This window comes from Pseudogracilibacillus amylolyticus (SeqCode), assembly GCF_051918545.1.
In the GTDB taxonomy this organism is placed as follows: domain Bacteria; phylum Bacillota; class Bacilli; order Bacillales; family Amphibacillaceae; genus Pseudogracilibacillus.
Genome location: NZ_JBPPZG010000073.1, coordinates 1 through 16,676, shown reverse-complemented (window position 1 = coordinate 16,676; position 16,676 = coordinate 1). Strand labels below are relative to the sequence as shown.

The following is a 16,676-nucleotide window of genomic DNA, read 5'->3' as shown; positions in this document are numbered from 1 at the left end:
CTGTCAGTATCTCATCTTGTTGCTCTCCTTCGAGTTGGTCGAACGAGGTTTCAAACCGTTTCTGACTTTCCTTTTCCATCGTTCGTAAGCCTTGAAGGAAAATTTCTCCACGATTTAGCCTCGTTTGATATCTAGCACCAGGTATTCCTGGTAATACTTGTGCATTCGGGCCTTGCTTTGATTGTTTCACATCCTTTTTTTCATATTCTCTTACAAATGTGCCCTGCAAAAATGGTCCTTCCATATATACATGTGCATTCGTTCCCCATGAACCGTTTAATTGCTTATCGATAAAATAAGGAACCCCTAATTCAATTGCACCTGGTCCATTATCGTCTTTTGGAAATATTCTTTCGGTTGCTGCACTCAACGTATTAAAATCCTCTTTTCGATCAAAAAACATTCTTGCATCTTGGAGATTAGCCATTTCCGTCTTTTCCGAAGTCTCTGGTTTTGTTTGAAACTGATTGGTTAGAAATCCACCAAGTATAGATCCTCCAACAACCCCACCTGCAAGAATTCCTGTGTTTTTAATAAACCTTCTTCGACTCGGATCATATTGGTCGTTATTTTCCTTCGTTTTATCGTCGGACATATTCTCTTACTCCTTTTTTATTCATTGTTATCAAAATAAAATTAAAATACTTAGACTTTATTTTGTACTATTTTTCCAAAAGTATTACTAAAAAAAATAGACAAAGCAAAATCTATGCTTCGTCTATCTTTACTACCAAATATTATATTTTCGATAAAAATTCATCTATTCTTTTTTCAAATTCAATAGTCTCTATTTCATACGCTTTAATATGACCGGCATCGGGGACAAGCCAAAACTCTTTTTCTCCACCGGCTGCTTCGTAAATTTCTTCACCCATCCAAGTTGGTACAAGGTCATCTGCATCCCCATGAATAATATATATTGGAAGGTTATTATTTTTAACTTGTTCAATAGCTGAAACTTCGCCAAAAAAGTATCCAGCACGAACCTTTGTAATTAAACTCGTAATATCAAGAAGTGGAAATGAAGGTAATCCATAAAGGTGCTTTAATTGGTGTTTTAATTCTTCCTTCATAGTTGTATAACCACTGTCGGCGATAATTGCCTTCACCTCATTTGGCAATTCTTCACCACTTGTCATCAATACTGCTGCTGCACCGGCAGAATTCCCATGTAAAACAATTTCCTCTACACCGTAATCGGTAATTAATTGATCGATCCAGCCAATTAGATCAAGACGATCATGCCAACCGTAGCCGTAATACTCTCCTTCGCTTTCCCCATGTCCACGAGAGTCAGGCATTAAAATATTATATCCCCGGTCATAATAAAATTTTGTATAGTCTCCCATATCCGTCTTTTCTTTGCGGAATCCATGAACTAAGATTACTGCCTTCTGACTCGTATCCTCATTTTCAATATAATCTGCTTGTAAAATTAAATCATCATATGCCTCTTGAGTTAAACGTACAGGATTTTGTTCACTATACCACTTTTTTGCAGTCTCTAATACACTCTCTCCATTTGCGTCTGCAGCGGCATCAACTGTTTCGGCTTCCCTATGTAGTTCTACTTCGGAACCACGCTTTACACTTTCACCGTAAAAATAATTTCCAATAAAAATTAATATCGTCACTAAAAAAGCAACAACACTTGCCAATATTATTTTTAATCTTCTCTTCACTTTTCTCGCCCCTTTGGAAAGTGATCTTCTTTTGTTTATCATATCATCAAATACTTCAGAAAAGAATATCATATTTAAATTTTGATACACCGAGACCATAACTAAGTAGAGGCTGCTGAACGATTCACTATGCAGCCTAGAAATCCGTTTTTGCATTGGATCACTGATCATTAATAGGTTAAAAGGCAGCGAAGTATTCGCTTTTATCGAACTTTCAGCCGCCTTGTACTTTTAAAAGTTTCAAGTAATGCCTTTTATGGCACTATCTAACATCTGTATAACAATGAGTTTTACTAACATCACAAGAATTAATTTGGTATATTCACATGTCACTAGAACTGTTTGACTGTTCCAAAACAACGCGAAATATCGTCCGTTGTTTCTACTTCTTGAGCCTGACATCCATCCGTAGATCCATCTGCAAAAATGAAATGAACATATGTCTCCAAAAATCCTTCTTTTCTAAGCAACTCCATGACACCTAAAATATCTTCATCACCAAAACCTTCTAGAGCCAAAAAAGATAAGTCATGCCGAAAACTTTCATCTTCATCTGGTACAAACTCTCTTTCAAAACGGGATCTAGACAATATTAAATTAAATTTCTCTATCTCCTCTTGTAAATCCTCATCAACTTGATTAGCTAAGTTTGCAGCTAAAAGATGCTCATCTAATTTAGCAATTAATTTTTCTTCAGGCTCGTAAGAAAGTTTAATTTGAACCGTTTCTTCTTTAAATTCTTCTGAATTATAATAAAGTACAGGTAATATCAGTTCCATCTCAATTGCAGTATCAATTTCTTCTAAAATATAATTGGATAACGTTTGCAAGCGATGAACAACTTCCTTACTATCAGACGTTACATTTTGTGCTTCCAACTCAAATGTTAACAAGCGAATACCATCATGATATAATTCATTAAATTTAGAATTAGGCCTAAAAAATACATTTTCTACAACAATCCCCATTTGAAGTAATTCTTCGAGAACTTTTTGATATGTATTACTATCTTTCCTAAGTGTTTCATGCTTTGCTTGTATATAATTATCGTCTCGTAAAATCAACTTACGATTATTCATTACTCCAGTCATCGTCGTAGAAACGGAATCATTCACTTTCACTGTTACACGATAATCTTTTCCGTCAAAAATACGAGCTAAGGCGCCAAAAACTGGATCGAATAAATACTCTCGTTCAATTTCCTCTACCTCAGCATCTGTTATATTATATACCTCTTCCAGATATTCGAGCGTTGATTTTTCAATTTTTGATTCTGTTGAACTACAACCCACAACAACCAAACATAAGATAACTAATGGGAAAAAACGCTTCACCTAAGATACCTCCCCAATTATTCTCTTAACTATTATATATCTTTTAAAATGATAACAATATATTTACAATTAAACAATGGGACTTTACATTAAATATTTAGGGGCTGCTGAACGATTCACTATGCAGCCAAATTTGTCTCCGAATAGTCAAGAAATTTTTATACTTTCTGATGAATTTAAAAAGAAACACAAAAAAATAAACCCTGATATTCAGGGCTTTAGTTGGAAGGAGAGTGAAACATGGTCTTGAATTGGTATCCATGCCCCTACTCCTTGCTTCGTTACATTTTTAATTTTTATACTTTTTGTATTTCCTTTTAGTTCAATATAGACTTCTCCATAAGTAATTTTTCCTTTTTCGTTGATCGCAGGGCTGTATGCCTGTAAATATCCTGATTTTTTTACGGGGACATTATAAAAGTTCTCTAATTTTGTATTTTTCCCGAAAACTGTTGTAAAAGAAAGCGGCAAATTAGTTTTATCATTTGCAGTTTGTAAGATCATTTTTTTAATTACATTAGGATTATCAATTTTATTTGTTAATGCACCTTTTACTTCTTTTTGTTCTTGCTGAACATAACGAATTTCCTGTACTTCATCTCCATTTAAGTTATCAATTTTATTCTCATTAATCGCTTGATAATCCCAAATTACTGATGTATTTTCCGATTGATAATTTAATGGCCAGCGACCCAAATAAACTTGGGCTCTATAGCCGATTGCAAATGGAGACGGTTTTATTATTGATTCATTTAATAGCTTGATCAACTCATGGTTATCAATTGGGATACTAATTTCATCCAACAATTCTTTCGTATCACTACTTGGCTCGATAATCTCCATATCCTCTGTCGTATTTGGAAAAGTATTTGCTTTTGATAATGAAATAACATTTTTCGGAAGGGTAAAAGACTCTGTTTCTTTTTTCTGTTTTTTCTCTTCCGCCGAAATAGAAGATTCAAAAGAAAATATGTTAAAACTTAATAAGAAACTAATCAACCAAAACATATAAAGCCAACGTGCATTCATCTATCTCACTCCTTTTTCGGATAGTTTTTCTTGATAGATGAATTTTATACATTATTGACCTTTCCAATACTCGGGCAATTCGGTCGCATTTTTTATACGTAGTTTTCTAAATTTCTTTTAATTCTTTCAGCGCATTAATTAGACGATTAATTTCTTCGAGTGTATTATACGGTGCAATACCAGCTCGTATCAATGCACCATGTTTTACATTTAGTTTTTTCACTAATGTCATTGCATAAAAATCTCCATATTCTAAATGAAGAGCATAATTTTGTGCAAGATGATGACAAACAAGTTTAGCTTCCATATTTTCAATATGAAAAGCAATCATCGGCGTTTTCGGGACATCAGCCCCAGCTTGATAAACTTTCACATGCTCAAGCTCTGCTAAGGATTTTCTTAAATGATCTGCTAAATAATTCTCATAGGATTGCATCTTTTTATAAGCCGAGACGAGCTTTTCGCGAAGTAAATTACCATTTCCAATATTTGCGATAAATCTGATCGCTTCTGTAACCCCAACTAACCCTTCAAAATTTAACGTGCCGGTTTCTAATTTCTCAGGGGCTTCTCTTGGGGCTGGTGTAAGTTTAAAAACATTTAACGCTTTAAATACTTCTTTATCTATTGCAACGATGCCTACATGTGGGCCGAAAAACTTATAAGCAGAACAGAATAAAAAGTCAGCTCCTATCTCTTTAAAATTAATCGCAAAGTGCGGAACAGCATGAACAGCATCTACCGCAACCAATGCACCGACTTCTTTTGCCCTTTGAATAACTTTTATATAGTCATTGATCGTTCCAATTGCATTGAAGGCAAGCCCGATTGCAACTAATTTTGTTTCTTCATTAATTATTTTTGCAAGATTGGAAAGGTCTAAAGTTTTGGACTCACAATCTAGCTCTAAAGTATGCACTGCAAGATTTTTAGTTCGAGCAGCAGTAACCCATGGATCAATATTGGCATGGTGATCCATTTCGGTAACAACAATATTCCCTTTACTTTGTTCCCAACTTTCACAAACAGCTCGTGATATCCTAAATGCAAGAGATGTCATGTTGGCTCCAAATGCAATGTTCTCCTTTTCAGCCCCTAACAACGTCGCTACATATTCTCTTGCTTCATCCACTAAGAAAGCCGTCTCCATTGCTGTTGGATAACTTCCTCCCAAGTTTGATACACCGTTTTTCATATATGTTGCCATCGAATCAATTACAGATTTTGCAACTTGAGTTCCACCTGGTCCATCAAAAAACCCGACAAAATCATTTCTTTCAATTCGTTGTAATGCAGGGAATTCTTCACGGATTTGCTCTATTGGATAATGATCAATCTCCACATCCTTCTCCCCCATCAATTAATTATGTCTATCTCAAATACTACATGAACTGCATAAACTTTTCTACCTCAATACTTTGCTTAGTTATCGATACTTAGCCGTTCCACAACGTCAATACTATTTTCAATTGATTGAATCATCGCACAGTGTTTACGGGAAATTTTCAAGTTTCTCTGTAATTTCTTTTCGTTTAAATCCTTTCCTTTTATTTTAAAATGCAAAATAATTTTTTCGATTCGATTTGCTTTATCCTTGTTTCTTTCAACTTCTGCATCAATAGTAAAAGTTTCAAATTCTGTTCTTTGCTTCATTAATATACGCTTAAAAACTAACCCGCTGCATCCAGCAATAGACGACACAAACAATTCATAAGGTCTGTATCCTTGTTCTTCATTACTAGCAATGACAATATTATCAAACTGCAATGTACCTTCAACATAATTTTCTTTAAAATTAAAATGCATGTCTATCCCCCAGTTCATTATTGACCTACATTTATTATATGAGATTTTTTACTTTTTTGGGCTTCTATTCATCAAATTGTTAAAACTATCGATGATTTTATATTGACTAAATAAACTCCACTATTTATAATTAATATAAATAAAAAATTATTATAATAATTATATTAAGCTTGATTTAATGCATTTAAACCGTTTTTCGATAATGATAATTATTCTCAATTACATATGGAGGAATGAAAATGTCAACACAATCTAAAGCTGTAAGTAGCCCTAACTCTGTTGCAAATACAGATAATAAAAACTTACTAAGTAAATTAGCAAAACATGGGGAACTAATCGCTTCCCTTACAAGTGGATTAATTATTTTAACTACTTGGTCATTAACAAATGTAATCCCTCATGCCCTTTGGGTTATTTTGCATATCGTTGCATTTGTTATTGGAGGTTATGCACAAGGAAAAGAAGGTATTACAGATACGATTGAAAATAAGGAACTTAATGTTGAGTTACTGATGGTAATAGCCGCTATAGGTTCCGCTTCTATAGGATATTGGACAGAAGGGGCAATTTTGATCTTTATTTTTTCTCTTGCCGGTGCTCTTGAAACATACACGTTAGATAAAAGTAATCAAGAAATTTCCTCACTAATGGAATTGCAACCGGAAGAGGCACGAATTATTCAAGACGGCATTGAAAAAATGATTCCTGTCTCCAAATTAAATGTTGGAGATTTAATTTATGTTAGAGCAAGTGAACGGATCCCTGCAGATGGTAAAATTATTCATGGCTCTACCTCTGTCGATGAAAGTGCGATAACTGGCGAATCCATTCCTGTAACGAAAGATTTAGACGCAGAAGTGTTTGCCGGAACTGTTGCGCTTAACGGATCAATAACAATTGAAATTACAAAACAAGCAGAAGATACCATTTTTCAAAAAATAATTGAAATGGTTCAGTCAGCGCAAGACGAAAAATCACCAACACAACTTTTTATTGAAAAATTTGAAGGAACATACGTTAAAACTGTTTTAATCACTGTTGTGATTATGATGTTTCTTCCATACTTATTATTTGGCTGGTCATTAACGGAAAGTATCTACCGGGCAATGATTCTACTCGTTGTAGCTTCTCCTTGTGCATTAGTTGCATCCATCATGCCCGCAACTCTTTCGGCCATATCTAAAAGTGCACGAAACGGAGTTTTATTTAAAGGTGGAGTACATCTCGAAAGTCTAAGCCAAATGAAAGCTATGGCATTTGATAAGACAGGAACATTAACGAATGGAACACCTACTGTTACAGATGTTCATGTTCATCCAGATTACGATGAAGCTTTCATCCATGAAATTGCTGGGGCAATTGAGAGTGAATCAACACACCCACTCGCTGAAGCAATTCGTTCTTACAGTTTAAACTATTTAAATAAAGATAAATTTGATGTAAAAATTGAACAGGTTACAACGGAAAGTGGTCGAGGTGTCATTGGAATGGTGAATGGTGAAAGCTGGCATATTGGAAAAGAAAATTTTTCGGACACTATTGACCCAGATGCTCAATTTTATGGAAAACTAGCGAAGAAGCTAGCAAACGAAGGAAAGACCGTTGTTTTTGTAACCCATCAAGAAAAAGTTGTCGCTATTTATGCACTGAAAGATACAATTAGAAAAGAAGCTAAAGAAGCAATCAAAGCAATTAAACAACGTGGAATTTATACGATATTACTAACGGGAGATAATGAACTGACTGCAAAAGCTGTCGCTAAAGAAGTTGGAATCGATGATTACGTATCCGAGTGTCTGCCAGAAAAAAAAGTAACTTATATGAAACAGTTACGGGAAAAATATGGTAGTGTAGCAATGATTGGAGATGGAATAAATGATGCTCCTGCACTTGCAACAGCAGATGTTGGCATTGCGATGGGAGAAGGTACGGATGTAGCACTTGAAACGGCAGATGTTGTCTTAATGAAAAATGATCTCTCAAAAATTAGAGATTCGATTCAAACCTCTGGAAAAATGAATCGAGTCGTTAAACAAAATATTGTTTTTTCTTTAGCTGTTATTGCTGTTCTTATTGTGTCTAACTTCTTTCAAGCGATTGACCTGCCTCTGGGAGTGATTGGACATGAAGGAAGCACCATTTTGGTTATCTTAAATGGCTTGAGATTGTTAAAATAATTTATTAACTAAGTGGGAAAAGTTATTTGAAAACTCCATCGAACATTTTGTGTAATATCGCTTGAGACCGTTCGGTGGACTTTCTCCTTGGTACTTTAATCCTTAGTTGAAGTATACTGTTGAATAGTGAAAATTTGTAAAACCTGGTTACGGCTTCATTGATTTCCTTCGTAGAAATAAAAACAAAGCTACAAAGCTGAATACCGCTACGGAAATACATTCCGCTTTCCGCAGGCGGCTGATGAGCCTTCCTTGTGCTACGCACTGCGTTGTCTTTTCCAAACTAGCGTAGGCAGAATACGTAGACTCCTGCGGGAAGAGCACGTGTCTGAAGACCCCGCAGCGGTGGTCTTTCCGCGAGGAGGCTGAAGCCGTGCCCGTGGAAAGCGTAGTATTCTGCCGAAGCGGTTTTCCTAACAAATTTAGGTAAGAAGTGAGCAAGCACTAAGTCTATTTATCGTTGAGGTAGATTTCAACTACTCATTACTCAACAGTTTATGGATATTAGCCGTGTAGTTAACGATAGCTTCTAAAAAGAAAAGCCGAACTATTATAAATTTCAATTAGAAATTTGCTTTATAGTTCGGTTTTTTCTAGAATTAATTAATTTTCATTTCACTTTTTACAAGCATATCCACTTGCCAATAAGAATTCTGACGGAATCTATTGACAACTAATTTGACTTTTGATTTAATTCCCAGTTTTTCATAAAGGCATTCAGCACACCGCCGGTCGTTATAATAATTCCGGATAAATAAAACCAAATCATTAAAACGATCACAGTTCCTAAGCTTCCATAAGTCGCTGAATAATTACCAAGTGTATTTACATAAAATGAAAATCCAAATGATGTAAATTGCCAGGCAATAGTTGCGAAAAGAGTTCCCCAGAGCGCATGTCTCGCTTTAACCTTCGTGTGTGGCGCCATCATATACAGTGCAAAGAAAACGATAAAAAATATAATCGAAGAAGTAACCCAACGAAACATATTCCATGCCTTTAAAAAGTCTTCAGATAAATTAAACACCGCAAAAAATTGTTCGCCAATTACTTTTCCAAATACCGGTAGGAATAGTGCTACGACAATAACTAAAATCATCCCCAGTGTTAAGCCGACAGCTATTATTCGAGCAGTAATAAAAGACCGCTCTTTTTCCACCTCATAAGCCCTATTAAAAGACTTAGTGATCGCATTAATCCCATTTGAGGCCGACCAGATTGTACCAATGATACTTAGTGATAATAAACTACCACTACGGTTATTGACTAGCTGCGTTAAATTCGTATCAATCATATTAACTACATCTGCTGGTAAATAAGCACCTAATATTTCAATAACATAATTACTATCTATGGGTAAGTAACCAAGTAATGTAACTAAAAATAACAGAAAAGGGAATAACGACAAAAGAAAAAAATATGCTAATTGTGCAGAAAGGCCGGCTACATCTGCCTGATCAATTCGATTTATTAATATTTTTCCGAACCGAATCACTTTTTGCATAATGGCAATCCTTTCTGAATGACCTTATTCCCTCTTACATTCTTTTATTTCTTTGTTACTTTATTTAATGAATTTTCTACTTGTTCTAAAGCATTTACGGCACTACTTGTATTTGACTCAATCATATTATTTACAGTAAGGGCTGTATGTCGAATTTTTTCTACAGCTTCGGTTGGATTTTTCACATAATAAGATAAATTATCCCGTGACTTAGATAATGTATCTTTTGCATATTCTCTAGCATCTTTATTTAACAAACTTAGTAATCCACCGATTGATGCTCCTGCAATGATACCTGTTAGTAATGTTCTTTTCCCCATTTCCTTATCTCCTAACCTTTAATTTAATTGTTTTTTAAAATATACTTTAATAAATGTTCACAAGCTTCATTTACTAATTCATACGTATAATCGAAATCACCTGTATAATATGGATCCGGTACATTTGATTCACGTGGGTTTTCAACAAATTCAAGAAGTTTTTTAACGACTACTTGATCAGGTATTTCGTATTCCGCCTGTATATTTTTCATATTGCTATCATCCATCGTAATGATGTAGTCAAACGTCTTAAAGTCTTCTTGGAGAACTTGACGAGCAGTCATCCCTTCATAAGAGATATCTTTTTCATCTAATTTCCCCCTTGTTCCTTCATGTGGTGGTTTACCAGTATGCCATAAAGCAGTCCCAGCAGAGTCTACTTCAATATGTTCAGATAACCCTTTTTCTTGTACCATGTTCCGAAAGATTGCCTCCGCCATCGGTGAGCGACAAATATTTCCTAAGCAAACGAATAAAACGCGGATCACCTTAAATCCCCCTAGTAAATTTTATTTTGCAATTGGTTCAATACATTGTACATCATTATTTTTTACATTATTAACAAAGTCACTAACAGAATATGCTGACAAGGGTTCCATTTTAATATCGTTTAAAAATTGATGAGCTTCCTTCGCATTTGCAAAACTTGGTCTAATCCAGATATCTTCTTTATCTTTCGGTAATATAATTGGCATTCGGTGATGAATATTCTTCATAAATGTATCGGAGTCTTTTGTCAATAATGTGCACGTAAATAATGTTTTATCTCCGTTTTGCCACTTATCCCAAAGACCCGCAAATGCAAATAATTCACGATTTTCTAATTGGATTCTTTTCGGTATTTTCCCGTCTTCTGTCTTTTGCCACTCATAAAAGCTGTCTGCAATAACAAGGCAACGCTTCCTAGCCATTAAGTTCCTAAAGCTAGGCTTCACATGAGCTGTCTCACTGCGGGCATTAATCATTTTATTTCCAATTTTCTCTTCTTTTGCCCAGGACGGAACAAGACCCCACTTTAAAAACCCGGCTCGACGTTTTTTTCCATCATGGATAATAGCTAGAACTTGCTGACTCGGAGCAATATTATAATTTGGATGATAATTGTCTATCTCATACGGGATATCAAATCGTTGCCTTATTTTCAGTTCATCAGCTAATAAGGTGTAACGACCACACATATCAACCACTCCTAATTTATACGTGAATAACCTTTGTATTACCGATCATATCATGAATACCTTGCTTCTTTGGGGAAAATGCAATGACAAGATATAGTAATTTTAAAATAAAAATCACATTTTGGATAAAGCGTCCAATTACTTCTCTAAAGATAAGGTCACTCCATAACAACGGTGTTTCTTCGTTATCGCTAATTACTTTAATTCCAAGAATCATTTTTCCGACTGTCTGTCCCCAAAATTTTGTCATTAATAAAAAATATACATAATAAATAATCCCAGCCAAAATTCCATTCACTGTCCAAAATCCGATTTCAAGCGGGAATCCTTCATTTATGAACAGAAGTGGGCTGAGTAAAATACCATTGATACTAAATATGATAATTACATCAATTAAATAAGCCCAATAACGCATCCAAAATCCTGCATATCTATATTCATTCTCTTGTGGGGACGGTTCTTCCACCGGGACAGAGTCGTTTTTTTCTATTTGGTTTTCTTCATAGTTGAAATCCATTGTTTTACCTCCCTCACATTAGTAAATATACATAGCCCGTGGTTTATCTGATTGTCTTAATAAAGACAGAACCATTTCAAGTTCGGAGGAATCCGATTGAAATAATGATTTCATATTCATTCCGAAGCCTGATAAAAAGCCGAAACCTTCTTCATATTGGATTACTTGGGCATCTTCTAAATTATAATCTTCTTTAAGAGCAGACAACGTATCGTCAAAATTACCAACTTCATCGACTAGCCCAACTGATTGTGCTTGTTTTCCAGTATAGACACGTCCGTCTCCTACTTCTCTTACTTTCGATTCACTCATTCCTCTTCCATCAACAATTACTTGAACAAATTCATCATACATTTCATCAACCATCGATTGTAAGATTTGTCTTTCTTCTTTTGTCATTTCTCTGCTTGCAGACATGATATCTTTATGTTTTCCACTTTTAATCGTATTAAAGTTAATGCCGTATTTTTCAGCAAGTCCTGCATAATTAACACTTTCCATAATAACTCCGATTGAACCAGTAATTGTTGAAGATTCAGCAAAAATTTTATCCGCCGGAGCAGCGACATAATAGCCACCCGAAGCTGCCATTGATCCCATTGAAACATAAATTGGCTTTTCATATGCAGCCTGCATTTCAACAAGCTTACGGTGAATTTCTGCTGTAGGTCCTACAGCTCCACCTGGTGAATCAACTTGTAAAACAATTGCTTCAACAGAGTCGTCTACAGCAGCTTGGTCAATCATCTTTAAAAATTGTTCGTGATTATATCCTTCAAAAAATATCGACATTTCTGCATCTTGAATTACACCATTTAAATTAAGTACAGCAATTCTTTTGTCCAAATCCCCTTCTTCTACAATATGTTCGTCAAAATAGTAGTTATCAAGTTCAGCAAATGACTCTAACATTCCCGAAGCAAGATTCATCGTAAAACGGAATCCGATTGAAACAAAGAGTAGTACAAGTGCTGCAATTAACGCTAACCAACGTTTTGTATTCATTATGTATAAACCAACCTTTCCTTATGTAAAACTTATTTCTATAATCAAATCGTACAATAAAAATTACTCAAATACCACTGATTTATATGGATTAAGTAAACTAATGATACTTCACCTTGTACAATTATTAAAATCGGTACTTTCAAGCCAAGTGATTACGAATAAAAAATAATGTGTACACGGATAAATTTTTAAGCTTCACAGATAACACGTTTTTGTATGGACAAAATCATGAATATAAAAAGTTTCTTGGATAACTCCAAATTTTCATTAGAAAACTTGGCTTATCGCCAAGCTTGGCGATAGCCTTAGTTGCACTTATGCAGAAAGAAAGTTTTATACTTTCTTACCTGCAAAAAAAAAACGAGCGCAGACAATACTTGTCCTTGCTCGATTTAGAATTATTATTTACCAATAAATTGTTGTGTCCAGTAGTTTCCTTGTTCAACATAGCCAACACCGATATGTGTAAAGCTGCCGTTGAGGATATTTTCACGGTGACCTGGGCTGTCCATCCATGCATTTACAACTTCCTGAGGTGTACGCTGACCCATTGCAATGTTTTCACCTGCAGAACGATAGTCAATACCGTATGATCTCATCATGTCAAATGGAGAACCATATGTAGGACTGTTATGGTCAAAGTAATTGTTCACTTGCATGTCACGAGATTTCTCTCTTGCCACTTTGCTTAACTCATTATCTACTTGTAAAGGTTGTAAACCATTTTTTGCTCTTTCTTGGTTTGTTAATTCAACTACTTGTTGCTCGTATTGGCTTAATTGACCTGACTCATTATTTTCTGGTTGTTCAGGTGTAACATTTTCTTCTGGTGCTGGTTGAGTTGGTTGTCCAACTTCTTCTGGAGCTGGTTGCTCTTCTGGTTGTTCTACTTCTTCAGGTGCCGGCTGCTCTTCAGGCTGCTCAACATTTTCTTCTGGTTGTTTTTCCTTAGGTGTTTTTTCAGTTTTGTTCCACTGAATGTTCCATTTCGCTAGACATTTTTCAAGAAAACTTTCTAAATCTCTATAATTATCTTTATCTATCTTTCCTTGGTAAACAAATTCATTAGTTTGACTTTCTGTATCTCCTGCGTTTGCAGAAGCTCCAACAGATTGTCCAAATCCTGTGCTCACTAATCCAACAATTAACATTGCAACTATGATTCTATACTTCTTAAACATTACTTACTCTCCTTTTGTGTTGTTTTGATGTGATTTCATCATACCATCCATTTTTCGTAATAAACGAGCCAGCCTTTTCCAATTTCAAATTATTAACTTTTCAACTTTTTAAATGTTAATAAATAAATAGTTTTGTCGATTTCAAATTTGGGACTAAAACCAAATACTAACCATGAATTCCATTTATTACATGGAATTACCCCTTGACATATTTTAAAACGCGAAGTTGTTTTACAATAATATTATGATGCGTAATCTTTTTGTTACATTTCTATAATATATGGATTTGCTATTTACATAATTTTAAAAATATTATAATATAGTAATAGAAACACTTAATTGCATTTTCCTTAAAAACTGCCTAACTTGTTTACAGTTTTACACCAAAATTGTCCCAACAAGTAAAAGCCAGTTCTTACTATACTTATTTAATAAGTTAGTTTGAGCTGGCTTTTTATCATTTTTAGAACTTTAGGAGGTGAACATTAATGGCGGGAGCCTTAAAAGGAATAAAGATTCTTGATTTATCTCGAGTTCTGGCTGGTCCTTTTTGTACGATGATTCTTGGTGACTTAGGAGCTGAAGTAATTAAAGTGGAATCACCCAACGGCGGTGATGATACTAGGAAATGGGGGCCGCCTTTTAAACAGAAAGTCAGCGCATACTATCTCTGTGCTAACCGAAATAAAAAAAGTGTAACAATTGATTTAAAATCCGCACAAGGGATTGAACAAATAAAAGAGCTCGTTTCTGAGGCAGATGTTGTCATTAATAATTTTAAATCCGGCACAATGGAGAAGTTTGGTCTTAGCTATAACACTCTTTCACTTATCAATCCAAAAATAATCTATTGTTCTATTACCGGCTTTGGAGAAACCGGTCCTTATAAAGATATGGCTGGGTACGATTTTATTATCCAAGCGATGAGCGGACTTATGAGCATTACAGGAACAGATAATTCTGGCCCTCAAAAATTAGGTGTAGCTATAGTTGATGTTTTAACAGGTCTATATGCAGTAATAGGAATTCAAGCAGCTTTAATTGAAAGGGAGCAATCGAGCAAGGGACAAAAAATTGACCTATCACTCTATGACTCCGCTGTTAGTGCTTTAATTAATATAGGAAGTAATTATTTAATAACGAAAGAAGTCCCAAAGCGAATTGGCAATGAACATGCGAATATCGTTCCTTATCAGACATTTATTACAAAAGATGGAGAAATGGTTATCGCGGTTGGTAATGATAGTCAATTTAAAAAATTATGTGAAATCATTGAACAACCGAAATTGGCAACAGACATACGTTTTCAAACAAACCCTGACCGGGTGAAGCATCGTCTAGAACTTGTACCAATTTTACAAAAGGCTTTCCTAAAAAGAAATACATCTTATTGGAAAGACAAATGTGATGAAAACAATATCCCTTGTGGCCCGATTCAAGATTTGGAAGATGTATATAACGATCCCCAACTAAATACAAGAAACATGTTCATTGAAATGGAACATCCAACTGCAGGAGAAATCGAATTGATTGGAAGTCCGCTTCATTTATCACGTACACCAGTGACATTTCGGCACCATCCGCCAAATCTAGGTGAACATAATGATGAAATATTAAATAAATTACATTCTAAAAATCTAAACGATTAGGAGAGGATATAATGGATTTTCAGTTTTCAGAAGAACAAAAAATGTTACGAAATACGGTAAGAAGTTTTGTCGATCAAGAAATCATGCCACATATCGCAAAATGGGATCGTGAAGGTTATTTTGATCCATCAATTATTAAGAAATTAGCAGACTTAGGATTAATGGGAGTTTGTATCCCTGAGAAGTACGGCGGTAGTGGGATGGACTATAACGCACTCGCTATCGTTTGTGAGGAGCTAGAACGTGGAGATACAGCGTTTCGAACAGCGGTTTCCGTTCATACTGGGCTTAACAGTATGTCCATTTTACAATGGGGTACAGAAGAGCAAAAGCAAAAATATCTCGTCCCACAAGCCCGCGGTGAAAAGGTTGGCGCCTTTGGATTAACCGAGCCAGCTGCTGGATCAGACGTTGCCTCTATGCAAGCAACCGCGGTGAAAAATGGGGACTATTATATTTTAAACGGACAAAAAACATGGATCTCTCTATGTGATGTCGCTGATCATTTTTTAGTTTTTGCATATACGGATAAATCAAAAAAACATCATGGAATCTCAGCGTTTATTGTAGAACGTGAATGGGAAGGTTTTTCATCAAAAGCGATTAAAGGAAAGTTAGGAATTCGCGCCGGTAATACAGGAGAAATATTTTTTGATAACTTAAAAGTTCCAAAAGAAAATTTACTTGGTGCAGAAGGTGAAGGTTTTAAAATTGCGATGGCCTCTCTTGATAATGGACGCTTCACGGTTGCAGCTGGAGCAGTAGGACAAATCATGGCCTGTATGGAAGCGTCTGTTGACTATTGTCATGAACGGGAAACGTTCGGGAAGCCGATTGGACAGCATCAACTAGTTCAGCAAATGATCGCCAATATGGAGGCTGGCCTACAAATGAGTCGATTACTTGTCTACCGTGCTGGAGAATTAAAAAATGCCGGAAAACGAAACACCCGAGAAACGTCTCTAGCAAAATGGCAAGCATGTGATTTTGCAAATAAAGCAGCAGATGATGCAGTCCAAATTCATGGAGCGTACGGCTTTTCGGACGAATATCCAGTCGAACGCTATTTACGTAACTCAAAAGCCCCAGTGATATATGAAGGAACAAGAGAAATTCATACGATAATGCAAGCAGAATACGTTCTTGGATACCGAAAAGATAAACCGTTAAACAAAATGCTTCCGGCTTGGGAGCAGGATTAATAATATATTCTAAAATGAACGCACAGTGAACCTTCTATCTGTGCGTTTTCTTTTGATATAAGTTATCTCTTATCCCCTTGCATAAGATA

Annotated in this window: 16 protein-coding genes; 3 read left to right on the top strand and 13 right to left on the bottom strand. The window is 35.3% G+C overall.

The features are described 5' to 3' along the window. The 6 genes from ACPYKA_RS09970 to ACPYKA_RS09945 form a co-directional block, all read right to left on the bottom strand. Positions 1 to 595 (bottom strand): gluconate 2-dehydrogenase subunit 3 family protein (locus ACPYKA_RS09970; RefSeq protein ID WP_479542148.1); only part of this gene is annotated, 595 nt, incomplete at its 3' end. A 142-nt stretch (positions 596 to 737) separates the two neighbouring features. Beyond that, positions 738 to 1,682, bottom strand: a complete 945-nt coding sequence (locus ACPYKA_RS09965) for an alpha/beta hydrolase (RefSeq protein WP_479542147.1) — start codon at positions 1,680 to 1,682, stop codon at positions 738 to 740. Between the two features lie 332 nt (positions 1,683 to 2,014). Beyond that, positions 2,015 to 3,016 (bottom strand): hypothetical protein, encoded by a 1,002-nt coding sequence (locus ACPYKA_RS09960; RefSeq protein ID WP_479542146.1) that lies wholly within the window; start codon positions 3,014 to 3,016, stop codon positions 2,015 to 2,017. Between the two features lie 210 nt (positions 3,017 to 3,226). Beyond that, positions 3,227 to 4,045, bottom strand: coding sequence for a YfkD family protein (locus ACPYKA_RS09955; protein WP_479542145.1), 819 nt, complete (start codon positions 4,043 to 4,045; stop codon positions 3,227 to 3,229). A gap of 106 nt (positions 4,046 to 4,151) precedes the next feature. Next, a complete protein-coding gene (locus ACPYKA_RS09950) occupies positions 4,152 to 5,387 on the bottom strand; it encodes a cysteine desulfurase-like protein (protein ID WP_479542144.1) in 1,236 nt (411 codons plus the stop codon). A gap of 80 nt (positions 5,388 to 5,467) precedes the next feature. After that, on the bottom strand, positions 5,468 to 5,851 hold the full coding sequence (locus ACPYKA_RS09945; RefSeq protein ID WP_479542143.1) for an OsmC family protein: 384 nt from the start codon (positions 5,849 to 5,851) through the stop codon (positions 5,468 to 5,470). Positions 5,852 to 6,090: 239 nt separating this feature from the next. On the opposite strand from ACPYKA_RS09945, the gene ACPYKA_RS09940 reads away from it, so the two are divergent. After that, positions 6,091 to 8,028 (top strand): heavy metal translocating P-type ATPase, encoded by a 1,938-nt coding sequence (locus ACPYKA_RS09940; RefSeq protein WP_479542142.1) that lies wholly within the window; start codon positions 6,091 to 6,093, stop codon positions 8,026 to 8,028. A 673-nt stretch (positions 8,029 to 8,701) separates the two neighbouring features. Here the strand turns inward: ACPYKA_RS09940 and ACPYKA_RS09935 are convergent. The 7 genes from ACPYKA_RS09935 to ACPYKA_RS09905 all read right to left on the bottom strand — a co-directional run bounded on the left by ACPYKA_RS09935 (position 8,702) and on the right by ACPYKA_RS09905 (position 13,736). After that, entirely contained in the window at positions 8,702 to 9,532 is an 831-nt protein-coding gene (locus ACPYKA_RS09935; protein WP_479542141.1) for a YihY/virulence factor BrkB family protein, read from the bottom strand. A gap of 44 nt (positions 9,533 to 9,576) precedes the next feature. Continuing rightward, positions 9,577 to 9,852: a YtxH domain-containing protein gene (locus ACPYKA_RS09930; RefSeq protein WP_479542140.1), complete on the bottom strand. Its 276-nt coding sequence runs from the start codon at positions 9,850 to 9,852 to the stop codon at positions 9,577 to 9,579. A 23-nt stretch (positions 9,853 to 9,875) separates the two neighbouring features. After that, positions 9,876 to 10,340 carry a low molecular weight protein-tyrosine-phosphatase gene (locus ACPYKA_RS09925; protein ID WP_479542139.1) on the bottom strand — a complete coding sequence of 155 codons (465 nt, stop codon included), beginning with the start codon at positions 10,338 to 10,340 and terminating at the stop codon, positions 9,876 to 9,878. Positions 10,341 to 10,361: 21 nt separating this feature from the next. Continuing rightward, on the bottom strand, positions 10,362 to 11,030 hold the full coding sequence (locus tag ACPYKA_RS09920) for an SOS response-associated peptidase (RefSeq protein WP_479542138.1): 669 nt from the start codon (positions 11,028 to 11,030) through the stop codon (positions 10,362 to 10,364). 16 nt (positions 11,031 to 11,046) lie between these two features. Next, positions 11,047 to 11,547, bottom strand: coding sequence for an RDD family protein (locus ACPYKA_RS09915; protein WP_479542137.1), 501 nt, complete (start codon positions 11,545 to 11,547; stop codon positions 11,047 to 11,049). A gap of 18 nt (positions 11,548 to 11,565) precedes the next feature. Next, positions 11,566 to 12,552: a signal peptide peptidase SppA gene (sppA, locus tag ACPYKA_RS09910; RefSeq protein WP_479542136.1), complete on the bottom strand. Its 987-nt coding sequence runs from the start codon at positions 12,550 to 12,552 to the stop codon at positions 11,566 to 11,568. Between the two features lie 404 nt (positions 12,553 to 12,956). Continuing rightward, on the bottom strand, positions 12,957 to 13,736 hold the full coding sequence (locus ACPYKA_RS09905; RefSeq protein WP_479542135.1) for a CAP domain-containing protein: 780 nt from the start codon (positions 13,734 to 13,736) through the stop codon (positions 12,957 to 12,959). Positions 13,737 to 14,224: 488 nt separating this feature from the next. On the opposite strand from ACPYKA_RS09905, the gene ACPYKA_RS09900 reads away from it, so the two are divergent. Both ACPYKA_RS09900 and ACPYKA_RS09895 read left to right on the top strand, forming a co-directional pair. Next, positions 14,225 to 15,385: a CaiB/BaiF CoA transferase family protein gene (locus ACPYKA_RS09900; RefSeq protein ID WP_479542134.1), complete on the top strand. Its 1,161-nt coding sequence runs from the start codon at positions 14,225 to 14,227 to the stop codon at positions 15,383 to 15,385. A gap of 11 nt (positions 15,386 to 15,396) precedes the next feature. Beyond that, the gene (locus ACPYKA_RS09895) at positions 15,397 to 16,587 is read left to right on the top strand and encodes an acyl-CoA dehydrogenase family protein (RefSeq protein WP_479542133.1); all 1,191 of its coding nucleotides are present in this window, start codon (positions 15,397 to 15,399) and stop codon (positions 16,585 to 16,587) included. Positions 16,588 to 16,676: the final 89 nt, after the last annotated feature.